Origin of the sequence: Zhongshania borealis (assembly GCF_039539625.1) — a bacterium.
GTDB classification, from domain to species: Bacteria; Pseudomonadota; Gammaproteobacteria; order Pseudomonadales; family Spongiibacteraceae; genus Spongiibacter; species Spongiibacter borealis.
The window spans coordinates 170,570-192,407 of the sequence record NZ_BAABDM010000002.1; the positions used below are offsets into that span (position 1 = coordinate 170,570).

Consider the following 21,838-nt stretch of genomic DNA (forward strand, 5'->3'; position numbering starts at 1 on the left):
ACTACCCCTAACGACCTAATTTTGCTGCAATGAGTCCCGCGTCACTTAGGCTTCCACGATAAATACTTCAATTCGGTTTTAGCCAGAAAACCGCGCATTTGGCCAATGCATTTATCACAGGCAAAAAAAAGCCGCGCTATTGCGCGGCTCATTGGCAAGCATGGAGACTTACTTACTATGTTCAATCATGTAATCCACTGCGGCCATCACTTCTTCGTCCGAGCAGCTCATGCACAAGCCCTTCGCGGGCATCATACCAATATTACTAAAGCCATTAATGGCGTGGCTGTATACCTGCTCAATGCCTTTTTCGGTGCGGGCAGCCCAGTCAGCTGCGTCGCCAAGCTTTGGCGCGCCACCGGCGCCACTGGCGTGACAACCTTGGCAGCTCGACTTATAAACGTCTTCGCCTGATTTTGGCGCACCACCCGCTGAAGCCATTGCGGCACCACAGCTGCTATCGCCCTGCAAACAAACTTTGCCCGCTGGCTGAATACGGGATTCAACGTCACTGTACTGCTTATCGGTCAATGCCCAAGCAGAGACACACACCATGAACAAACCTACGACGGCCGCCAATCTCTTTAACATTACACTCTTCACCGTTTACGCCCTCTCGACATACAGGGCTGATCAGCCCGTAAATTTACTGGCGGCATTATAGCGGCATGACCGCGATTACTCCAACACTGGCGCATATCGGGCCGAACTAAGACAAAAATCCCCTGCAACTCGCTAATATTGCACGATTGGCGCCTTATGTAGCCACTCGTCATTGTCCAATTGTGCCAACATCGCATGCGCGCAATCAGCAAAACTAATAGCAGAGAAGCCATTGAAGCGATCAAATCCCAAGCGATATTGCCCTCGCATCGGCCCTCTGCGCATTTGCAGTGGCCGAACGCCAATGTGAACGATATCTGGATACGACTTAAGCAATTGATACTGATGCTCTTTATCTACATGGCGCAAGCTCAAAAAGATTTCGGCGAATTTGCGCACGAACTTCGCGCCAAGACCAATATTATCCTCCTCAACAAAGGTGCTACCGCCGCCACACCAAATGAATCGCGCAGCGCTATCACCGCGCAGGGTATCGAGAATGGTGCGCGTGACGTCAGTACAAAGGTCGTCTGGGGAACGTTTGTCTACGCCAATGGCGAATAACACCGCCTCAGCATTTGCGCCGATCGCCCGCCACACGTCTTCCGGGCACAATGCGTCGCCTTCAACAATATGCACTTGCTCCCGCAACTCTACCGGTAACTTTTTGGCAGAGCGCACTAACACCGTCAGCTCATGCCCCGCGCTTAACGCTTGCCGTAAACATTCACTGCCAAGCTGGCCTGTAGCGCCAAATAATGTAATTTTCATTGTGAACAACTCTAATTTTATTATGTATACCTTAGATATTAGATCTAATTACAACGCCCATACAAAAAAGGGCGAGGTCTAAAATAAGACCTCGCCCTTTTTTGTATCTATTTAAGCTTAGCCCATGCGATGCAGGGCACAAACTTTATTACCGGAAGGGTCACGCAAATAAGCTAGGTACAGTTTACCTAAACCACCTTCACGTACACCCGGCGCGTCTTCACAGCTAACGCCGCCATTGGCAACACCTGCAGCGTGCCATGCATCTGCCTGCGCAGGGTCCTTCGCAGCAAAACCGATTGTACTGCCGTTACCGTGGCATGCCGGATTGCCATCAATCGGCGGTGTGATTGCGAAAATCCCACTTTCAGTAAAGTAAAAACAGCGGCCCAAGTCATCGAAAACACCCGGTTCATAACCTAGCGCGCCTAGAATCGCATCATAAAATACTTTCGAAGCTTGGATGTCATTTGTACCAACCATAATATGACTGAACATTTTTAATTATCCTTGTCTGAACAAAAGAGTTGATTGGGCATACTACCCATATTTTTTTTCATTAACGCCATTATTTAGTAGGGGTTATGTAAACAGCGACTAAAGTAGTACCTCTGCCTCATCCCCACTGGCCTCTAGCCAACTTTTGCGATCTGGTGCCCGCTTTTTCGATAAGAGCATATCCATTAAACCATCGGTTTCGTCGCCGTCTTCAATCGACAAACGCACCAAACGACGGGTATTCGGATCCATAACCGTCTCCCGCAATTGCAGGGGGTTCATTTCACCCAAACCTTTAAAGCGGGTAACGGAAACTTTGCCGCGCTTATTCTCAGCTTCTAAGCGATCCATAATGCCCTTCCGCTCGGCATCATCGAGGGCGTAATACACATCTTTTCCCAAATCGATACGATACAGCGGTGGCATGGCAATATAGACGTGCCCCTTTTGGACCAGGGGTCTGAAATGCCGTAAAAAGAGTGCGCACAGCAAGGTGGCGATATGCAGTCCGTCGGAGTCCGCATCAGCTAACACGCAAATTTTACTGTAGCGCAGACCGCTCAGATCATCGGAGTCTGGATCAATGCCCATGGCCACCGAGATATCGTGCACTTCCTGCGACGCCAATATCTGCTGGGACTCAACCTCCCAAGTGTTCAGGATTTTACCGCGCAGAGGCAGAATCGCCTGAAACTGGCGATCTCGCGCCTGCTTGGCTGAGCCACCCGCCGAATCACCCTCAACCAAAAACAATTCCGAGCGCTCGATGTCGCCACCAGAGCAGTCAGCCAACTTGCCCGGCAGCGCTGGCCCAGCAGAGACTTTTTTACGCACCACTTTTTTCGCTTTACGCATGCGTGATTGCGCATTATTTATGCACAGTTCAGCCAGCTTTTCAGCGTTTTCAGTATGCTGATTTAACCAAAGGCTAAACGCATCTTTCGCCACACCGGAAACAAACGCGGCCGCCTCCCTGGAACTAAGCCGCTCCTTGGTCTGCCCTGAAAATTGCGGGTCTGCCAATTTCGACGACAACACGTAACTGCATTTTTCCCAGATATCATCAGGCGCCAACTTCACGCCACGGGGAATCAAACTACGGAATTCACAAAACTCGCGCATCGCATCGAGCAAGCCGCTGCGCAAGCCATTTACATGGGTACCGCCCTGCGCCGTGGGGATTAAGTTAACGTAGGATTCCGCCAGCGGTTCACCGCCTTCTGGCAGCCATTGCACCGCCCAGTCCACCGCTTCCGAACGGCCACTAAAATGCCCAATAAATGGTTCGGCAGGCAGGGTATCGTATTCCCGAGTATGACTTGCTAAATAGTCGCGTAGACCGTCTTCGTAATACCACTCTTCACTTTCCGTGCCGGTCTCGTCGACAAACTTAACCTTGAGGCCAGGGCATAAAACCGCCTTGGCCCGCAGTACGTGTTTTAAACGGCGAACCGAAAATTTGGCCGTGTCAAAGTATTTTGGATTTGGCGTGAAACGTATATACGTGCCCGTATTGCGCTTGCCACAACTGTCTATTACCGCCAGTTCAGAGGCCTTGTCACCGTCAGCAAAAAACATCTGATGCACTTGGCCATCGCGCTTAATCACAATTTCAAGCGAACTCGACAGCGCGTTGACCACCGACACCCCAACCCCGTGCAAGCCGCCAGAAAACTGATAGTTATCATTAGAGAACTTACCCCCGGCATGGAGGGTACACATAATCACTTCCACCCCCGGCAAGCCCTGCTCTTTATGGATATCCACCGGCATACCACGACCATCGTCGGCGCAACTCAGCGAGCCATCGTTATAGAGCGTTACGGTAATCTCTCTGGCGTGGCCAGCAAGCGCCTCATCGACACTGTTGTCGATAACTTCTTGTGCAAGGTGGTTGGGTCGAGTGGTGTCGGTATACATGCCCGGCCGCTTGCGGACAGGCTCTAAGCCAGTAAGTACTTCAATGGACTGCGCATCATATTGTGACATTTGAAACCATTTTAGCGGCCGGGCCGCATTGTCTAATTATTTAAGAATTCACCGTCACTTGCTCAGCAACGGTGCTCAACTATGTACTTTGCGTCATGCTTAAGCCAACTGCAAAAAATCCATTACCGCCGGCAAGTAACGGTCAAAGCCTTGGAAACTATGATCACCCCCGGCCTCCACCGTTAATTTACTGGATTGATAAAAATCGAGGGCGCGACGGTAATCTAATATCTCATCGGCTTCCTGCACCAAAACCCAGTAGCGACTGGCAGTTGGCGACACAGCCATCCCGCGTAAGGCATCGATATCAGCTTGGCCGAGGCTAAAGTCCACCCCCGTATAAGGGTTGCGATGGTCACCAATAAAATGCTCGGCAAAATTATGTGGCGCGACCGCCGGATTAATTAATACCGCAGGCAAATCATAGCGCTCAGCCATAACCGTGGCCAAAAAACCGCCCAGTGAACTGCCGACCAAGCCAAGCAAGCCGGGATATCGCCGCAGGCAATCTTGCACCAACTGATCTACTTGCTGACAAGCTTCTCCGGGATTATTAGCCAAACCTGGAACGATGTACTCGACATCTGGATGCTGCGCGGCGACAAATTCACCCAGTTGCTGCGCCTTGAGCGATTGCGGCGACGAGAGAAAACCATGAATATAAATTACCGCTGCTGTCATTCGTAACCACTAGCCAAATTATCAACAGCGAATCTTACACCTTTTACCCGCGACACTCTTGTTTGAAACTCACCCCGCGACCCCAACCAAAGTTGGCGATAACCAGGATTGCAATCATCCAAGGCGAAATTAGCGCTATTCGGCGCAAATTGTACACAGGTCGACGGCGTGCTCAACAGACCAATATTTTGGAATAGTTGCTCCGACTGCTGATGAACGTGACCGCAAATAATCGCTTTAAACTGGTCTTTATCAACAAGCTGCTCAAATAGGGCGCTCGCATTCGCCACCCGCTGCTCATCGAGCCACGCACAACCCAAGGGCCGTAAATGGTGGTGCAAAAACACCAATGTGGGGTAATTGTTTGCAGCGGCAGCGGCCAAAATCGCCAACTGATCAGCCGCTAAATTGCCGCCAACCTGACCGGGGACGGCGGTATCTAAAAACACCAATTGCCACCCGCCCACAACGATACTGCTGGGCATCCACTGCTCACCGACCACATTTCGCATTAGCGCGCTGCTGTCATGATTGCCGGGTAGCCAAACAATTTGCTTTGCCATACCGTCAAGCCGAGCAGCTAGGCGCTGATAAGCACTTATATCGCCATGACCAGCCAAATCACCAGACGCCACCAGCACATCGATTTCCGGACACTCCTGCTCCACGGTCTTAAGGACAGCCTCAAGACTATGGTCGGTATCCATACCGAGCAAATCGTCACCGGGGTTTGCGCCCAGATGACAATCGCTAATTTGCACCACGCAGAGCGGCGCCTTGTTAGGAAGAACAGGCAATTTTAAGCTTACCCCATAATTTGATGCTTGTTTTATACGGTATGAGCTTTGTCAGCACCAGTCAATTTCGCGACGGGCATCATATTTCGAGAAGATTCAGTGGATTATCCAAGGAATGCCCTAACTCCAAACACAGACTCAACCACTCACCAAGGTAGGTATTCTGCTGGACTTTTTCATCGCGCTGGAACATGCCCGCATTAGGGTAGGCGTAACGCGGCTTTAAGGGACGCAAGCCGCTGGCTCCCATTACCTCTGCCAATTTAGCATCGTGGTATATACGAACATGCAAAGACGGTGCGGGTAAATCGAGAAACAGCGGTTTTTGTAAGCGTATTTCCAGCATAGTGGTATACGGCGCGCGCTCTTTAATCAGGATTTCTACAGCACTGCCGACCACGCCAAAACACAGGCAATCGCCCGCCTCAACATCGGCAGGTAGCAACTGCTTTAGGCGACGAAAATTCACCTCACAATCGGCGAGATGCCCACTGAGATCGATTTGATAACGTTGACTACTCACGCTTCTCCCAATAAATAGCGGTCAAATCCATAACTTTAGTTAATATTCATTCTCATACGTCAGTAGTTTGATACACTCCCTTGCTATCCAAACCTCCCCATCTGGAGAACAGGTTAACGCTATGATCGCCAAACGTCATCTTCTCAATCTTTCCATCGCGACACTATTCGCCAGCCAATCTGTGTTTGCAGATACCTTACTCGATGTATATGAACTGGCGGTGAAAAACGACCCCCAACTCAAAGCCGCCGAAGCCAGCTACCGCGCCAATATTGAAACTGAAAAATTGGGTCTATCCGCCCTGCTACCGCAGGTCTCTGCCCAAGCGTATTACCAAGATGCCGAAATCGACAGCCAGCGCAAAAGCGTTACGTCCTCATCTGGCGGCGTCCTCGGAAGTTCAAGCGTCATTGATCAACAGTCCAACACCGATAGCGAAACCGAATCCTATAGCATTTCTCTGAATCAGGCGCTGTTCGACTTACCCGCGTGGTTCACCTTTCGCGCCGGCAAAAAAATCACAGCCCAAGCCGAGGCGCAATTAGCCTACGACCAGCAACAATTGATCATACGTGTTTCTGAAGCCTATTTTAACGTACTCCGCGGTCGGGAAAATTTAGACGCATCCAAAGCCGAAGAGCGCGCCGCCAAACGCCAATTAGAACAAACCCAGCAGCGATTTGATGTTGGCCTCATCGCCATCACCGACGTTCACGAAGCCCGTGCGGTATACGACAGTACCGTCGCCCAGCGCCTTGGCTTTGAAGGCAATCTGGCTATCGCCAGAGAAAACCTTAGCAGCCTGACTGGTCAAGAGCACAATAATTTATGGTCGTTAAAGTCTGACTTCCCCATCACAATGCCAGAACCGCTGGATCGCGCGGAATGGGTCGACTTCGCATTAGCCAACAACAAACTATTAAAAGTATCGACCACCGGCGCGGAATCGGCCTATCAATCTGCCCAAGCCAAGAAAATGGCTCACCTGCCCACAATTTCCGGAAGCTTTACTGCGAGCAAAGAAGATTTAGACGGCACTACGCGCTATATGCCGAGCAGCACCTTTTCTACACCGCCAGACAGCTACACTGAATCAGAAGCGTTGCGCATAACCCTCAGCGTGCCACTGTTTGCCGGTGGTGGCATCAGCGCTGGTCGTCGTCAGGCTTACGAGCAATACAATGCGGCCAATTACAATGCCCAAGCTACGCAGCGCCAAGTAATCACCAATACCCGGGCACAGCATATTGCGGTATACACCGACGTGCAGACCGTCAATGCGCGGCATCAGAATATTATTTCTACCCGCAGCGCACTGGATGCGACCGAGGCGGGCTACGAAGTGGGGACGCGTAATATCGTCGATGTACTCGACGCTCAGCGTCGACTCTATGCGGCAATGCGCGACTACACCAATGCTCGCTATGACTACGTGATTAACGTACTGAAGTTAAAATTAAATGCCGGCACGCTAAGCCCAGCCGACATATTCCATTTTAATAAATGGCTGCAGGCTGCCGAGTCAGTATCTCTCAGCGACCGCGCACCAGCGACTAGTGTTAAGCCCTAAGATAGCCGTCAATAATCGCGAGCAAACGCTGCAAAGCGCCGCGATTATTATCAACCACCTGTTTTGCCGCCGCGCCCTGCCGCTGGCGGCAAACAGGATCTGCAAACCAAGCGAGCAGCTGTTCAGCTAACGCCGCATCACTCTCAATTTTTTCTAAACCGCCAGCCGCCATTAGCATTGCGCTGATTTCAGCAAAATTAAAATCACTCAGCCCAGTCACCACCGGCAAACCCCAGGCTGCTGGCTCCAAACTATTGTGACCGCCATGCTCAATTAAACTGCCGCCAACAAACGCAATATCTGCACACCCCAATAACAGCAACAGCTCGCCCATGGTATCGCCCAAAACAACCGACGTATCACTTACCAGCGGAGTCAGGACCTTCGCGGTCAATACTGTGCTTCGGCGCTGCAAAGGCAAATCATACCCTGCAATAAGTTCCGCGACCTTGGCAAAACGCTCTGGATGACGAGGCACTAAAATCAATAGCGCGTCGGGGTACTGCGCTAGCAACTTACAATGCGCGGCAAGCAGAATCTCGTCCTCACCGGCGTGCGTGCTGGCGGCAATCCAGACCGGCCGTGCGCCCAGCCAATCGCGGCGTAGCGCGATTGCTTGATCACGCAGCTGCGTGGGAATATCCAGATCAAATTTTATACTGCCCGACACCGTCAGTTTAGACTCGGCTAAGCCCAGATCCACAAAGCGCGCACCGTCAGCCGCACTCTGCGCCACCACCTGACTAAAGCGCGAAAACACATCGCGACTCAAACTGCCAAGACGGCCATAACCACGGGCCGAACGTGCCGATAACCGGGCGTTGGCCAATACCACTGGAATCCCTCTTGCCGCGGTTTGGCACACCATATTCGGCCAGATTTCGGTTTCCATAATTACCGCGACGCGGGGCTGGACACGATTAAGAAACCGGGCAATTGCATCGGGCAAATCATAGGGCGCATAAACATGAAAGACGCGGTCGCCAAACATCGCGCGCACCCGCTCCGAACCGGTCGGTGTCATCGTCGTGACAACCACGGGTAAGTCTGGATTGTGCGCTAAAAAATGTTCGATAACCGGCGCGGCGGCGATACTCTCGCCAACCGAGACCGCATGAACCCACAATCCACCGGTTTTCGTAGGGGCGCGAAAAAAACCAAAGCGCTCAGCAATTCGCTGACGGTAGGCTGGCGCCTGCGACGCCCGCCAAAACAAGCGAAGCAGCACTAGGGGCAGAATCAGATAGAAAAAAGCAGTGTATAAAAAACGGGCCATATAGCAGGGTTAAACTCCAACTTTCGGCGCGATCTTGCCGAGCGCTCAATGTTAAAATGCAAATTTGCCCGCCAGTATACTCAGTCTGACGCTCAAGCCATATTCAACACTTCGCGCACGCAGCGGTTAATCCCTCGCGCGGCCTCAGCGATACTGCCCGCCAGCATATACGCTGGCGTTGTGACTAACTTCAGCTCCTCATCAATGCAAACTTCGTCGACAGCACACACTTGATGATTTCCGCCCATGGCAGTAATCGCCGCGGAGGTATCTACGTCACTGCCTATCGTGCATTTCACTCCAGGCCCAAAAATCTTCGCGGCCATGGTCGGCGCAATGCAGATCAGGCCCACCGGTTTATTTGCTTTATGAACTGCCTGAATAAAATTGAGCACTTCTGGCTGAACACACATCTCAGCCCCTTTAGACGCAAAATCAGACAAGTTTTTAGCCACACCAAAACCACCCGGCACAATCACCGCATCAAAATCAGCGGCACTGGCCTCACTTAAGTTTTTAATGCGGCCCCGCGCCAAGCGCGCCGACTCAACCAAGACATTGCGCCGCTCTCCTTCGGCAACCTCACCACTAAGGTGATTAACAACATGCATCTGCTCAAGGTCTGGCGCAAAACACTGGTAGCTGGCCTCATGATTTTCCAGCGACAACATGGTCAACACACTCTCGTAAATTTCTGAGCCGTCGTAGACCCCACAACCCGCTAAAATTAACGCGACGTTCTTCATTCTTCCTCTCCTCTATAGCAGTCTACTAGTCAGCCCCGGCAGCAAGATAACAACGCTCAAGGATGCCTTCGCGCAGGCCTCGCTCAGACACCGTCATTTGCTCTATATTTAAGGCATCAAAAAGCGCCAATACAATCGCCAAGCCAGATGCAAATATTGACTGACGATCTTCAGGCAAACCCACAAAAATCACCGAATCTAAATGACTGAAACCTTGTAGGTCTCGCACCAAACTCCGCAAATCTGCGCGGCAAATACCCGCACAGTGTTTACCACGGGCAACAAGCACCTGTTCAACCGCCAATAATGTTCCTGAGCAACCAACGACCGTCATCAGCCGCGGCACAGCTAATTCTGCCACCGCGCGATCAAATTCGCGCCGCGCCGCACGGTACGCCGCGTCGAAATCGACCTTAGTTAGCCGTCCCTCAGGAAAATAACGCAGATAACTCAGGCAGCCAACGGCGACACTGCGACCTCTAAGCATAGATTCGGTCTCACCGAAGGCCAACTCCGTGCTACCGCCGCCAATATCGACAACCAACTGCCCTGCACCAAAGCTCGCCATCTCGCTACATACGCCAAGGTAGACCAGCTCGGCTTCTTCCTCGCCACTAACTATCTCTGGCGTCACGCCAAGCAAACATTGAACTTGTTCGCAAAATTCACCGGCATTACGCATCCCCCGCAGCGATGCAGTCGCCACAATATGAATGGGCACAGCACCATAGCTACTTAAGATCTGTTTAAACTCCTGCAAGCACTGCAGGGCGCGTTCTTGACTCGCGAGCTGCAAAACGCCGCCCTCACTCCCAGCCGCCAGCTGCACTTTACGCTCAGCGACGTAGCAGGGTTGCCAATGCGAATGCGTCATTTCCGCTATTAGTAAATGGAAGCTATTCGAACCCATATCGATGGCCGCAATCGTCGAGCCTGTCGTCAAAGTTACACCCCTGTCTGTTTTCACTTCCGCCCAAATCCTGTGCTATCATCGCACATCCTTAATTTTATGATGTGTAATCGGAGAAATAACATGAGCGACAACATCGTTCACGTCACCGACAGCAGCTTTGAAGAAGAAGTGCTGAAGTCAGACGTACCTGTACTGGTCGATTTCTGGGCAGAGTGGTGTGGTCCCTGCAAAATGATCGCCCCCATTTTGGAAGCGGTAGCTGTTGAATTTGCTGGCAAAATCAAAATCTGCAAAATCGATGTTGATGCCAATAGCAGCACGCCTCAGAAATTTAGCGTGCGCGGTATACCTACACTGATTATTTTCAAAGGCGGCAACGCCGAGGCGACTAAGGTCGGCGCACTGTCTAAAACTCAGTTGCTCGATTTTATTAACGCTGCACTGTAATTCGAAATTGCGCGGCACCGCCGCGCAATTTTACTGAATTTAAATACTAGACGCCTCGGACATTCAATGTTAGAGTGCTGACGATCCTTCAAAGAACACCCAAATAATTAACCTTATTTCGTTCCTGCTTTACACGTCGAGTTCGTTTCGGCTTTCCGATTCTGCCGTTTCCGCGTCTCGCTCATATCTCGTTTAATTGACACCACTAAACCCATATACCTATGAATCTTACCGATCTTAAAACAAAACCAGCACAAGAATTACTCGACATTGCCAAAGAAATTGGCCTAGACAACGTCTCCCGTTCGCGCAAGCAGGACATCATCTTCTCCATACTTAAGCGTCACGCTAAAAGCGGTGAAGACATCCATGGCGACGGCGTATTAGAGATACTACAAGATGGCTTCGGCTTCTTGCGCTCAGCCGACTGTTCATACCTCGCTGGCCCCGACGACATTTACGTTTCACCCAGCCAGATCAGACGCTTTAACCTGCGCACTGGCGACAGCATTGCCGGCAAAATACGGCCACCGAAAGAAGGCGAACGCTACTTCGCCCTACTCAAAGTAGACGAAGTCAATTTTGCCCGCCCCGAGCAATCCAAGAACAAAGTCCTGTTTGAAAACCTCACCCCGCTGTTCCCCAATGAGCGTCTGACGCTGGAACTGGGTACGGGTTCTACAGAAGATTTAACCGGTCGTATTATTGACCTTGCGGCGCCGATCGGCAAAGGCCAGCGCGGCCTAATTGTCGCACCGCCAAAAGCCGGTAAGACCTTGATGCTGCAGAACATTGCATCCAGCATCATCCGCAACAACCCCGAGTGTTACGTTATCGTCTTGCTGATCGACGAACGCCCAGAAGAAGTTACCGAAATGCAGCGCTCCGTGGGTGTTCGCGGCGCCGAAGTTGTGGCCTCGACCTTCGACGAGCCACCAGCCCGTCACGTGCAAGTAGCCGAAATGGTTATAGAAAAAGCCAAGCGTTTGGTTGAACACAAACGCGACGTGGTCATTCTACTCGACTCCGTTACCCGTCTTGCACGTGCTTACAACACCATCGTCCCCAGCTCAGGTAAAGTATTAACGGGGGGTGTCGACGCCCACGCACTAGAACGTCCTAAGCGTTTCTTTGGCGCGGCACGTAATGTTGAAGAAGGCGGCAGCTTGTCAATTATTGCTACCGCACTAATCGACACCGGCTCCAAAATGGACGAAGTTATCTACGAAGAATTCAAAGGCACCGGTAACAACGAACTGCACTTGGATCGTAAAATTGCAGAGAAGCGCGTCTACCCAGCAATCAATATCCGTCGCTCCGGCACCCGCCGCGAAGAGCTGCTAACAGGTGAAGAAGAGCTCGCCAGAATGTGGATACTACGCAAATTGCTGCATGGGATGGAAGACACCGCCGCAATAGAGTTCTTGATCGACAAGCTCAAAGACACCAAGACCAATGCGGAATTTTTTGATTCAATGAAACGGAAGTGAGTCCAGCGTCGGACCTCCGACGCTAAAGCCCACAACCAGCAACGCATATTGAGTTTGATAGTATGACGCCGAGGCTGCAGTTTGCAGCCTCGGACATCCGACTCCGACGTCAGACCTTCCCTATGTATAAAGACCTCAGAGAATTCATTGCCGACCTTGAAAAAAAGGGCGAGCTAAAACGCATCAAACACCCCGTCAATCCCTACTTAGAAATGACTGAGATTTGCGATCGGGTTTTACGCGCAAATGGACCGGCACTGCTTTTTGAAAACCCTATTGGTTACAACATCCCGGTACTGGCAAATTTATTTGGCACTGAAAAGCGCGTTGCCATGGGTATGGGCAAGGACGACATCAAAGCCCTGCACGAAGTAGGTGAATTACTGGCCTTCCTCCGCCAGCCTGATCCACCAAAAGGACTTCGCGACGCCTGGAGCAAGCTGCCGATATTCAAACAAGTCCTGAATATGGGGCCAAAATTAATCAACGGCGCCCCTTGCCAACAAATGGTTATTGAAGGCGACGCCGTCGACCTAAAAACAATACCGATTCAAACCTGCTGGCCCGACGACGCCGCGCCGTTAATAACCTGGCCGCTGGTCATTACCCGTGGACCGCACAAAGAACGCCAGAACCTCGGCATATACCGCATGCAATTAATCGCAAAGAACAAAGTGATTATGCGCTGGCTCTCTCATCGCGGCGGCGCGCTGGATTTCCAAGAATTTAAAAAAGCCCACCCCGGTGAAAAATTTCCAGTATCGGTTGCGCTTGGCGCCGATCCTGCGACAACACTCGGCGCGGTGACGCCGGTGCCCGACAGCCTGAGCGAATACGCTTTTGCCGGTTTATTGCGAGGCAGCAAAACCGAACTCACCACCAGTCTGACCAATAACTTACAAGTGCCGGCCAGCGCCGAATTTATTTTGGAAGGTTATATCGACCCAGAAGAAATGGCGGACGAAGGTCCTTACGGCGACCACACCGGCTACTACAATGAAGTCGACCGTTTTCCTGTATTTACCGTGACCCACATCACCCACCGTCGCGACCCCATTTACCACAGCACTTACACTGGCAGACCGCCAGATGAACCCGCCGTGCTCGGTGTCGCACTGAACGAAGTATTGGTGCCCTTACTACAGCGCCAATTCCCCGAGATTGTCGATTTCTATCTGCCGCCAGAAGGTTGCTCCTATCGCATGGCGGTAGTGACCATCAAAAAACAATATCCCGGCCATGCTAAAACTATCATGTTTGGCGTGTGGTCATTTCTGCGCCAATTTATGTACACCAAGTTTGTGATTGTCTGCGACGACGACGTCAATGCCCGCGACTGGAACGACGTAATCTGGGCAATCACCACGCGCATGGACCCAGCACGAGATACCGTGCTGGTAGAAAACACCCCCATCGACTATCTCGACTTCGCCTCACCTGTATCCGGCCTCGGTTCAAAAATGGGGATGGACGCAACCAATAAAATGGGTGGGGAAACTACCCGCGAGTGGGGACGGCCTATTATCAAAGACCCTGCTGTTATTCAGAAAATTGACGATATCTGGGATGAGCTGGGGTTGAGCTAAGCTCATCATTCGGCGCCCTCCAGCAGCACAGAAACTATCCGCAGGAATGGCTTGTTAAGTTATTTCTAGCGGATTACAGTTTTGACTCGTTAATGAACATGGCTACGCTTATCTACGAGCAAAGGAAATACACTATTCGCCAGCAGCCATTTAAAAAATTTTCTAGTATTTGGTATAGCCTGTTTTTTAATAACTTCGCCGGCCGACGGCATTTCGCCCTCCCTTCAGCACCCACCTATACAAATATGACTCACAGCGCATCAGATGCCTGAAGCACAAACCCTCTCTACGCTGAATGCGCCGCTCACGCCCAGCCTTAACGACGCGCCATAGGCCGCGCTCAATAACAAAGAGACAATGAATAATGCTAAACTGGCAGTCCGCAGCGAACCATCACAAGTAAAGTCCGGCTATGAACGACTCCCCATTAAACACCTTCGATACCGGACGACCACAGGTAACCCCCTTATCTCTGTACATCCACATTCCCTGGTGCGTGCGCAAGTGCCCTTACTGTGACTTTAATTCCCACGAGCAAAAGGGTGAGTTGCCCGAGCAGGCATATATTGCTGCGATGCTGGAAGACTTTGAACAGGATTTAGATTTCATTCAGGGTCGTGAGCTGCAAAGTATTTTTATTGGTGGCGGCACACCGAGCTTATTCAGTGCAGTCGCATATAAGACCTTATTTAAAGGTTTACAAACGCACCTCAAATTCGCCGATGATATTGAGATTACCCTCGAAGCCAATCCCGGCACCTTGGAACAGGGCCGTTTTGAGGGCTATCGTGCTGCGGGTATTAATCGCCTCTCGATTGGCGTACAAAGTTTTGACCCTGTCCAGCTCACAAAACTGGGGCGCATTCATAATAGCGATGATGCCTTGCGCGCTATTGCCTGCGCGCAGGAGGCAGGCTTTAGCAATTTTAATATTGATCTAATGCACGGCCTAAACGAACAAACGCCCGACGATGCACTTCGAGATTTAAATACCGCCATCGCCGCCGGCGCGCCCCACATCAGCTGGTATCAACTTACCATCGAGGCCAATACAGAGTTTTACAAACGGCCACCGGCGCTTCCCGTTGAAACCGATATGCACCGTATTCAAAACGCCGGAGGCGCGCTGCTTGCTGCCAATAACTTTGCTCGTTATGAAGTTTCGGCGTTTGCCAAACCTGGGCATCAGGCCCGCCACAATCTTAATTATTGGCAGTTTGGTGACTACCTCGCCATCGGCGCTGGCGCCCACGGCAAAATCAGTCTCGCCAATGGCGATGTCCTGCGCTACCAAAAAACTCGTAAGCCCGAAGACTATCTACAACGTAAGCCCTCGCGCAGCAGTAAAACCGAGCTGATCGACGCCATCGATTTACCGCTGGAATTTATGATGAACTCGCTGCGCCTGCAGCAAGGTTTTACCCGACAATTATTCAGTGAACGTACCGGACTCGATAGCCAAACCATAGAGCCGACTCTGGCTAAGCTCGTGAAACAAGGCTTACTTGAGGAAGAATCCCTGCTAATCAAGCCAAGTCATCGAGGCTTTGAATTGATCGACAGCATCCTCAGCGAATTTTTACCCAGCTAACTCAAGTTATGCCGCAACAACTGTTTATTTTTCTTTCTTGCGAATCAAACTCTTAAAGACTATTTACTCTGTAATCGTGGAAACTACGTATCGTTAATCGGCAGGAGGCGCGCTAGCGTGTTTGTCTGGCGAAGATATTTATCACAACACGCTAGCAAGGATCTCTATTGTCGCTACTCAATAAGAAGGAGTTTTGACACACAAATACCAACAGTTAAAGGATTAAAAACGATGATCGAAAGAGAATTACTCGAGACAGCCCTGTCTGCGACATCGGAAGGCGTGATCATTGCGAGTATTGAGGCCAAAGGTAAGCCCAGCAAAATTATTTATACCAACAAAGCTGTTGAAACACTCACGGGCTATGACAGCCAATCTCTTGTCGGTAGTGATTGTAATTTAATGGCGCGCCTTACCAGTGACACCACGGTCACTGAACAAGAGATTACCGCAGCGCTACACGCGGGCGAAAGCATTCGCTACACAAAACAATCCAATACTAAATCCGGCGATTTTTTCTGGAATGATCTTTGTATATCCCCAGTATTGAACAACAATACACTCACCCATTTCATCTGTGTTTTACACAACATCAATGAGCAGGTTCTATACCAAGAAAAAATTGAGCTTCAGAATTCACTCTTAGAGAAAAAGAATTCTCAGCTCGACAATATGGCCACTCACGACTTTTTGACACAGCTCTATAATCGTCGCTTCTTTGACCGCGAACTTAAACGACTCTGCGCCTTTCACCAACGCTATCAAACACCATTGAGTCTAGCATTTTTGGATATTGATTATTTTAAAGAATACAACGACTTCTACGGACACAGTGCCGGCGACGACGCCTTGCGTCTCGTGGCTAGTCAAATCAACGATGATTTTAGTCGCGAAGCGGATATTTGCGCTCGGTATGGCGGCGAAGAATTCGTCGTGCTTTCGGCCAGTGATTCCGATGAATCGACTTTTTTAAACCATGTAGAGACGGTTAGGTTGCGAATTGAAGAACTTGCCATCCCCCATGAAAAATCCAAGACATCAGATGTGATTACAGTGAGCGCGGGTATTTATGTTGGAGTACCCATGCGTGGCGTGTCACCCAGTTATTTCACTGAGGAAGCCGATCGCGCCATGTACGAAGCAAAACACGGCGGCCGCAATCAAGTAGCCGTCGCAAGGCACATGCGCCTAATTAGCGGTTAATACTGCCAGCATAAAGCCCACGCTTACACATAACAAACCGCGCCACCATCAATACGAATATTCTGGCCATTGATAAAACCCGCGCGATCGCTGCAGATAAACGCCACTAAATCGGCAACCTCTTGCCGCTCCGCTATCCGCCCACAAGGGTTGGGGTACTCGCTGGCCACGATATGTTTAACAATGTCACTCCAATCATCGCCCCAGCCTTTTTTCTCAGCGCGGCGGCGGAAGCCAGCCTCTAATTCCGCCGTGCGAATATAGCCCGGTGAAATAGTATTGACCGTGATACCAGTGTGACTCAATTCTTTTGTTAGGCTGACGCTCATAGTCGCCAAAGCCCCTTTTGCCGCATAGTAATGCGGCATAATACTATTGGGCTGATGACTGCCAATAGTACCCAGCTGCACAATACGCCCCCAGCCTTTGGTTTTCATTGCCGGTACCAAACCTTGTATTAAGCGCGCGGCCGATAGCACATTTTTTTGGTACATATCCAGCCAGTCATTGGTGTCGCTCACCGCCCATTTACCCGCGGTTGCGGTGCCGTAGTTATTCACTAGTATATCGACTTCGCCAATAGCAGCGCGGGTCTGTGCTAAGACTTGCTCACAGCCTTCCTCGGTACTGACATCGCCCCACACTCCCAATGCGCCATCAACAGCAGCTACTGCGGCATCAGCGCCACCCTGTTCGTTGCTGTGAAAGACCACCCGTGCACCTTCGCTGGCCAAGGTAGCGGCAATGCACTCGCCGGTGCCGCGATTGCTTCCAGTAACAAGGGCTACTTTATTCTTTAGGTTTAGATCCATGGTGAACCGCCCTGTAAATTAACGTTATACCAACATAGTCGCACACCGGCAGTCTGTGGCAAAATCATCTGCTGCTAATCACGATAAAAGAGGCCACGATGAATTTTTGCCCCCAATGCGCCAGCCCAATTGCCGAAATACTGATCGACAGTGAGATTCGTAAAGGCTGCCCCGACACGGCATGCGGTTTTGTACTGTGGAATAACCCCGTACCGGTAGTCGCTATGATCGTCGAAGTGGATGGCGGAGTGGTGATGGCCCACAACGTGGCCTGGCCTAAAAGTTTTTATTCTATTATCACGGGCTTTTTGGAAGCTGGCGAAGACCCGGAAGAATGCGCTCGCCGTGAGACACTGGAGGAATTAAACCTCCACGCCCTAGAAACAAAATTGATCGGGGTCTACCCCTTTGCCCAGCAAAACCAAGTGATTATTGCCTACCATGTTCGCGCAGCGGGCGAAATCAAACTCAACCATGAGCTTGACGATTATAAAATTGTACCCGCACTAGAAATCAAGCCCTGGCCAATGGGCACTGGACTCGCAATTAGCGAATGGCAGAACTCCCTACGCGCCGCAGAATAAACTCATCGCATTGCTATCACCGCCTGCGGCTATTTAGCCTTAGGCGGTGCGTCCTCGGGTTCATCCGGCGTGAGTTCTTTGGCCTCGGCACCCTCTGCCGCGGCTTCTTCGTCTTCCTCACTGCTGGTATCACGATCTCTTGCGATCTCGTCTTTTGCCAACTGGCGGGCGAGTTCTAATTCCTCGGTGAGCGCACTGAGTTCCGCTTTTAAGGCATCCCGATCAGGCGCTTCTTCGCCCTCTGCTACTTCCGCGTTCAGCGAGTCTTTCAGTTTCTTAATTTTGATTTGCAGCTGTTCCACGGCACTCGCAACTTCCGCCTTATTAAACAAGATTTCCTCAGCATGGCCGGTTTTGTCCTCATCCGGGTGTGCTTGGTAGCGACGCTTAGGAATAAACTTTTGCTCTGGCGGCAGTGGCCGCTGATTCATAAAGTTCGGCGACACAATTTCGATGCCCGCTTCATGCAGCGCATCCAGTATTTTGCCCCGCAATCGCGAGCGAGCGCTCACGAGCAAAGCCGCCTCCTTCAACCAACCACTAGCGCGATAATTTACCGAAAAATCACCGAGATTTCGGATTTGCACAAAACCGTTTTCAAGCTCCGCCGCCTCAATCGCGATCAATAGGGCGGTCTCTATATCGCGGCGGTCAACGTCATAGCCCAACGATACTTCCGCCGACACCACCGTGCCCGAGGCTCGCACCACGTTGTACGGTTCTTGCACCAGCAGCAGATTCGGTACCGTCACCAGCTCGCTAGTTTCATTCTGAAATTCAACGTGCAGCAAACCCCGCTGGGACACGCGACCCAGCTCATTGCGAAATTCAATATAATCACCGGCGCGAAAGCTATTCACCGTGCGCAGCATAAAGCCCGCCATTAAATTGCCCATGACCGAGGTCGACGACAAGGCAATCGCAGCACTCATTAACAGGCCTACTAAGCTTAATAGCTGGCCGCGTAATTCGCCGTTCATTGGAATAGTGCTGATGGCGAGCAGCAAGCCGCTAAGGCGGAAGGCCAAGCGCGTACCCTGTTCACGATACCGCGTATCGACACCGTGACCTTTCTGGACCGCAAAGACTTTTCGGGTAAACAGCCAACTGCCAAATAGGAGTACCATCACTACGGCAAACGGCCCCCACTGGCCCAGCCAGTTCGGCGCTACGCTGACGACTACGTCTAAGGCATCATCCATTCAACAAACCTCTTTACTGGTGTAAGACTGCATCATACTCATAGCCACGAGTATAGACACCTGCGTGAAACCTTGCTGATGCACTATTTACCGCATACGAAGGCGCCGCGCTCTGTGTTAAACTGCCGCCCAATAGCAATTGTTCAAAATACCGCTCTGCGAACCACCCGCGAGGAAAATTATGCCTGTTTACCGTTCCAAGACGACAACCTCTGGCCGCAATATGGCGGGTGCCCGCGCACTGTGGCGCGCCACCGGCATGAAAGACGGCGACTTTGAAAAGCCGATCATTGCGGTAGTTAACTCTTTCACGCAGTTCGTACCCGGCCATGTGCATCTTAAAGACATGGGCCAGTTAGTTGCCAGAGAAATCGAAGAAGCTGGCGGCGTCGCCAAAGAATTCAATACCATCGCGGTTGACGACGGCATCGCCATGGGTCACGACGGCATGCTCTACAGCCTGCCGAGTCGTGACATTATTGCGGACTCTGTGGAGTACATGGTTAACGCCCACTGCGCCGATGCCATGGTGTGTATTTCTAACTGCGACAAAATCACCCCGGGCATGCTCAACGCCGCGCTGCGTCTGAATATTCCGGTGATATTTGTTTCCGGCGGTCCAATGGAGGCCGGTAAAACCAAGTTGTCTGAAAACAAACTCGATTTGGTTGATGCCATGGTGATCGCCGTGGATGATGGCGCCTCTGACGAAAAGGTTGCCGAATACGAGCGTTCAGCCTGCCCTACCTGTGGCTCTTGCTCAGGTATGTTCACCGCCAATTCCATGAATTGCTTAACCGAGGCACTGGGCTTATCCCTGCCGGGCAACGGTTCGCTGTTGGCGACCCATGCCGACCGTAAAAAGTTGTTCTTAGAGGCCGGTCGCCGAATCGTTGAGATCGCACGCAAGCACTACGAAGAAGACGATTACACTGTGCTGCCCCGCAATATTGCCTCATTCAGTGCGTTTAGTAATGCCATGGCGCTGGACATTGCCATGGGTGGCTCAACCAACACCATACTGCACTTGCTGGCTGCCGCCCAAGAAGCGGAACTGGATTTCACTCTCAAAGATATCGATGCCCTGTCGCGGAAAGTACCGCAGCTTTGTAAAGTGGCGCCCAATACCCCGCTTTACCATATGGAAGATGTTCACCGCGCCGGTGGCGTTATGGCTATCCTCGGCGAACTCGATCGCGCCGAGCTGCTCGACACCAGCCTGCCAACGGTCCATGCCAGCACCATGGCCGCAGCCTTGGCGCAATGGGATATCATGACGACCGACAACGACGCGGTGAAAAACTTCTTTAAAGCCGGGCCCGCAGGTATTCCCACCCAAACCGCCTTTAGCCAAGATACCCGTTGGAGCTCACTCGACGCCGACCGCGAAAATGGCTGTATTCGTTCAATAGATCACGCCTTCTCTCTCGAAGGCGGCTTAGCGGTACTGTTCGGCAATATTGCGGTAGACGGCTGTGTGGTTAAAACCTCCGGCGTAGACGAAAGCATTCTGGTATTTGAAGGTCCAGCCCATATCTGCGAAAGCCAAGAAAGCGCAGTAGACGACATTTTAAATGACCGAGTGAAAGCCGGTGACGTTGTTATTGTTCGCTACGAAGGCCCCAAAGGCGGCCCCGGTATGCAAGAAATGCTCTACCCTACCAGCTACATAAAATCTAAGGGCTTGGGTAAAGCCTGTGCACTGCTAACCGACGGCCGCTTCTCCGGTGGTACGTCTGGCTTGTCGATTGGCCACGCCTCACCAGAAGCGGCGGCGGGCGGCGCCATTGGCTTAGTTGAACAAGGCGATATTATCCGTATCGATATACCAAATCGCGGCATAAACGTGTTGGTAGACGAAGCCGAGCTCAATAAGCGCCGCAAAGCGATGGATGCCAAGGGCGCCGACGGCTGGAAGCCAGTTAAAGAACGCCCTCGCAAAGTCTCTGCAGCCCTAAAAGCCTATGCTGCAATGGTAACCAGTGCCGACAAGGGTGCCGTGCGAGATGTTAGCCAGCTATAAACGCCGACTATAGAAAGAAAAAAGGGGCCAATAAAGGCCCCGTAAGATTACTGGCATGCTCACGCAACTGAGTTTGCCAGCCGTCCCAATAATTCATAGCGTCGACATTAAGCTCACGCCAAGCCAAACTATACCGCATGTCTGCGTCGATATTTATAGGCAAATACCCCTAGCCATCATTCTTGGTGAAATTTACTACTCCAGTCACAAAAAAAATCGCCTGACTGTTATTACGTCGCTGATGCGCCGCAACGCCAACACAACTTGAAGTTTGCACCATTACCTTCCTTGCACTGTGAGCAGTGCCATTCGCGATCATCCTCCTCACTTAACACCGCCAATAAGGTCTGTGCCTGCGCAAGATGCTCTTCCGCAACCCAAAGTTCCGGCCATACCTCAGTAAAGGCAAGACCACCGCTAGCGCCCCCGGCGTAGGTATTGCGCATCTCACTAGCCAAGCCAGCCATATGCAAAACGTTGGCCGCATTGGCGACCAAACTTAAATTTGCATCCGTAAAAACTTTCTTCACTGC

The 21,838-nt window shown here is 51.3% G+C and carries 21 protein-coding genes; 8 read left to right on the top strand and 13 right to left on the bottom strand.

What is annotated here, in order from left to right; translation table 11 throughout:
• Positions 1-168 precede the first annotated feature (168 nt).
• The 7 genes from ABD836_RS07050 to ABD836_RS07080 form a co-directional block, all read right to left on the bottom strand.
• Positions 169-591 carry a c-type cytochrome gene (locus ABD836_RS07050; RefSeq protein WP_344933924.1) on the bottom strand — a complete coding sequence of 141 codons (423 nt, stop codon included), beginning with the start codon at positions 589-591 and terminating at the stop codon, positions 169-171.
• 144 nt (positions 592-735) lie between these two features.
• The gene (locus ABD836_RS07055) at positions 736-1,374 is read right to left on the bottom strand and encodes an NAD(P)-dependent oxidoreductase (RefSeq protein ID WP_344933926.1); all 639 of its coding nucleotides are present in this window, start codon (positions 1,372-1,374) and stop codon (positions 736-738) included.
• Between the two features lie 117 nt (positions 1,375-1,491).
• Complete coding sequence (locus ABD836_RS07060; protein WP_344933928.1) at positions 1,492-1,872, bottom strand: VOC family protein; 381 nt, start codon at positions 1,870-1,872, stop codon at positions 1,492-1,494.
• A 99-nt stretch (positions 1,873-1,971) separates the two neighbouring features.
• A complete protein-coding gene (gene parE / locus ABD836_RS07065; protein WP_344933930.1) occupies positions 1,972-3,861 on the bottom strand; it encodes a DNA topoisomerase IV subunit B in 1,890 nt (629 codons plus the stop codon).
• Positions 3,862-3,960: 99 nt separating this feature from the next.
• Positions 3,961-4,542 (bottom strand): YqiA/YcfP family alpha/beta fold hydrolase, encoded by a 582-nt coding sequence (locus ABD836_RS07070; RefSeq protein ID WP_344933932.1) that lies wholly within the window; start codon positions 4,540-4,542, stop codon positions 3,961-3,963.
• Positions 4,539-5,339: a 3',5'-cyclic-AMP phosphodiesterase gene (gene cpdA, locus ABD836_RS07075; protein WP_344933933.1), complete on the bottom strand. Its 801-nt coding sequence runs from the start codon at positions 5,337-5,339 to the stop codon at positions 4,539-4,541. Before cpdA ends, ABD836_RS07070 begins: the two co-directional genes overlap by 4 nt.
• A 79-nt stretch (positions 5,340-5,418) precedes the next feature.
• Positions 5,419-5,862 (bottom strand): DUF1249 domain-containing protein, encoded by a 444-nt coding sequence (locus ABD836_RS07080; RefSeq protein ID WP_344933934.1) that lies wholly within the window; start codon positions 5,860-5,862, stop codon positions 5,419-5,421.
• 121 nt (positions 5,863-5,983) lie between these two features.
• On the opposite strand from ABD836_RS07080, the gene ABD836_RS07085 reads away from it, so the two are divergent.
• Positions 5,984-7,432 carry a TolC family outer membrane protein gene (locus ABD836_RS07085; RefSeq protein ID WP_344933936.1) on the top strand — a complete coding sequence of 483 codons (1,449 nt, stop codon included), beginning with the start codon at positions 5,984-5,986 and terminating at the stop codon, positions 7,430-7,432.
• Here ABD836_RS07085 and waaA read toward each other — a convergent pair.
• The 3 genes from waaA to ABD836_RS07100 all read right to left on the bottom strand — a co-directional run bounded on the left by waaA (position 7,422) and on the right by ABD836_RS07100 (position 10,421).
• On the bottom strand, positions 7,422-8,708 hold the full coding sequence (gene waaA, locus ABD836_RS07090; protein ID WP_344933939.1) for a lipid IV(A) 3-deoxy-D-manno-octulosonic acid transferase: 1,287 nt from the start codon (positions 8,706-8,708) through the stop codon (positions 7,422-7,424). The two genes, ABD836_RS07085 and waaA, sit on opposite strands and share 11 nt — an antisense overlap.
• A gap of 92 nt (positions 8,709-8,800) precedes the next feature.
• Entirely contained in the window at positions 8,801-9,454 is a 654-nt protein-coding gene (gene elbB / locus ABD836_RS07095) for an isoprenoid biosynthesis glyoxalase ElbB (protein WP_344933942.1), read from the bottom strand.
• Positions 9,455-9,479: 25 nt separating this feature from the next.
• Positions 9,480-10,421 (bottom strand): Ppx/GppA phosphatase family protein, encoded by a 942-nt coding sequence (locus ABD836_RS07100; protein ID WP_344933945.1) that lies wholly within the window; start codon positions 10,419-10,421, stop codon positions 9,480-9,482.
• Positions 10,422-10,487: 66 nt separating this feature from the next.
• Between ABD836_RS07100 and trxA the strand changes: the two genes are divergently transcribed.
• From trxA to ABD836_RS07125, 5 genes are all read left to right on the top strand, one after another.
• Positions 10,488-10,814: a thioredoxin TrxA gene (gene trxA, locus ABD836_RS07105; RefSeq protein WP_344933948.1), complete on the top strand. Its 327-nt coding sequence runs from the start codon at positions 10,488-10,490 to the stop codon at positions 10,812-10,814.
• A gap of 221 nt (positions 10,815-11,035) precedes the next feature.
• The gene (gene rho, locus ABD836_RS07110) at positions 11,036-12,304 is read left to right on the top strand and encodes a transcription termination factor Rho (RefSeq protein WP_344933951.1); all 1,269 of its coding nucleotides are present in this window, start codon (positions 11,036-11,038) and stop codon (positions 12,302-12,304) included.
• Between the two features lie 122 nt (positions 12,305-12,426).
• Positions 12,427-13,890, top strand: a complete 1,464-nt coding sequence (gene ubiD / locus ABD836_RS07115; protein WP_344935014.1) for a 4-hydroxy-3-polyprenylbenzoate decarboxylase — start codon at positions 12,427-12,429, stop codon at positions 13,888-13,890.
• A 412-nt stretch (positions 13,891-14,302) separates the two neighbouring features.
• Positions 14,303-15,481 carry a radical SAM family heme chaperone HemW gene (gene hemW / locus ABD836_RS07120; RefSeq protein ID WP_344933953.1) on the top strand — a complete coding sequence of 393 codons (1,179 nt, stop codon included), beginning with the start codon at positions 14,303-14,305 and terminating at the stop codon, positions 15,479-15,481.
• A gap of 231 nt (positions 15,482-15,712) precedes the next feature.
• Positions 15,713-16,684, top strand: coding sequence for a sensor domain-containing diguanylate cyclase (locus ABD836_RS07125; RefSeq protein ID WP_344933955.1), 972 nt, complete (start codon positions 15,713-15,715; stop codon positions 16,682-16,684).
• Between the two features lie 23 nt (positions 16,685-16,707).
• Here the strand turns inward: ABD836_RS07125 and ABD836_RS07130 are convergent, their stop codons facing one another.
• The gene (locus ABD836_RS07130) at positions 16,708-17,496 is read right to left on the bottom strand and encodes an SDR family NAD(P)-dependent oxidoreductase (RefSeq protein ID WP_344933957.1); all 789 of its coding nucleotides are present in this window, start codon (positions 17,494-17,496) and stop codon (positions 16,708-16,710) included.
• Positions 17,497-17,594: 98 nt separating this feature from the next.
• Between ABD836_RS07130 and ABD836_RS07135 the strand changes: the two genes are divergently transcribed.
• Positions 17,595-18,080, top strand: coding sequence for an NUDIX domain-containing protein (locus ABD836_RS07135; RefSeq protein WP_344933959.1), 486 nt, complete (start codon positions 17,595-17,597; stop codon positions 18,078-18,080).
• 29 nt (positions 18,081-18,109) lie between these two features.
• On the opposite strand, the gene ABD836_RS07140 is transcribed toward ABD836_RS07135, so the two are convergent.
• Positions 18,110-19,282: a mechanosensitive ion channel family protein gene (locus ABD836_RS07140; protein ID WP_344933962.1), complete on the bottom strand. Its 1,173-nt coding sequence runs from the start codon at positions 19,280-19,282 to the stop codon at positions 18,110-18,112.
• Between the two features lie 181 nt (positions 19,283-19,463).
• Between ABD836_RS07140 and ilvD the strand changes: the two genes are divergently transcribed.
• Positions 19,464-21,305, top strand: a complete 1,842-nt coding sequence (gene ilvD, locus ABD836_RS07145) for a dihydroxy-acid dehydratase (RefSeq protein WP_344933964.1) — start codon at positions 19,464-19,466, stop codon at positions 21,303-21,305.
• Positions 21,306-21,535: 230 nt separating this feature from the next.
• Here the strand turns inward: ilvD and ABD836_RS07150 are convergent, their stop codons facing one another.
• Positions 21,536-21,835, bottom strand: a complete 300-nt coding sequence (locus ABD836_RS07150; protein ID WP_344933967.1) for a putative signal transducing protein — start codon at positions 21,833-21,835, stop codon at positions 21,536-21,538.
• Between the last annotated feature and the right edge of the window lie 3 nt (positions 21,836-21,838).

Excerpts from the sequence above, each read along its gene's own strand:
- ABD836_RS07050 (WP_344933924.1), bottom strand. The coding sequence starts at position 591 with ATGTTAAAGAGATTGGCGGCCGTCGTAGGTTTGTTCATGGTGTGTGTC.
- ABD836_RS07055 (WP_344933926.1), bottom strand. The coding sequence starts at position 1,374 with ATGAAAATTACATTATTTGGCGCTACAGGCCAGCTTGGCAGTGAATGT.
- trxA (WP_344933948.1), top strand. The coding sequence starts at position 10,488 with ATGAGCGACAACATCGTTCACGTCACCGACAGCAGCTTTGAAGAAGAA.
- ABD836_RS07060 (WP_344933928.1), bottom strand. The coding sequence starts at position 1,872 with ATGTTCAGTCATATTATGGTTGGTACAAATGACATCCAAGCTTCGAAA.
- elbB (WP_344933942.1), bottom strand. The coding sequence starts at position 9,454 with ATGAAGAACGTCGCGTTAATTTTAGCGGGTTGTGGGGTCTACGACGGC.
- ABD836_RS07085 (WP_344933936.1), top strand. The coding sequence starts at position 5,984 with ATGATCGCCAAACGTCATCTTCTCAATCTTTCCATCGCGACACTATTC.
- ABD836_RS07130 (WP_344933957.1), bottom strand. The coding sequence starts at position 17,496 with ATGGATCTAAACCTAAAGAATAAAGTAGCCCTTGTTACTGGAAGCAAT.
- ABD836_RS07135 (WP_344933959.1), top strand. The coding sequence starts at position 17,595 with ATGAATTTTTGCCCCCAATGCGCCAGCCCAATTGCCGAAATACTGATC.
- ABD836_RS07125 (WP_344933955.1), top strand. The coding sequence starts at position 15,713 with ATGATCGAAAGAGAATTACTCGAGACAGCCCTGTCTGCGACATCGGAA.
- hemW (WP_344933953.1), top strand. The coding sequence starts at position 14,303 with ATGAACGACTCCCCATTAAACACCTTCGATACCGGACGACCACAGGTA.
- parE (WP_344933930.1), bottom strand. The coding sequence starts at position 3,861 with ATGTCACAATATGATGCGCAGTCCATTGAAGTACTTACTGGCTTAGAG.
- ABD836_RS07070 (WP_344933932.1), bottom strand. The coding sequence starts at position 4,542 with ATGACAGCAGCGGTAATTTATATTCATGGTTTTCTCTCGTCGCCGCAA.
- ABD836_RS07140 (WP_344933962.1), bottom strand. The coding sequence starts at position 19,282 with ATGGATGATGCCTTAGACGTAGTCGTCAGCGTAGCGCCGAACTGGCTG.
- waaA (WP_344933939.1), bottom strand. The coding sequence starts at position 8,708 with ATGGCCCGTTTTTTATACACTGCTTTTTTCTATCTGATTCTGCCCCTA.
- rho (WP_344933951.1), top strand. The coding sequence starts at position 11,036 with ATGAATCTTACCGATCTTAAAACAAAACCAGCACAAGAATTACTCGAC.
- ilvD (WP_344933964.1), top strand. The coding sequence starts at position 19,464 with ATGCCTGTTTACCGTTCCAAGACGACAACCTCTGGCCGCAATATGGCG.
- ubiD (WP_344935014.1), top strand. The coding sequence starts at position 12,427 with ATGTATAAAGACCTCAGAGAATTCATTGCCGACCTTGAAAAAAAGGGC.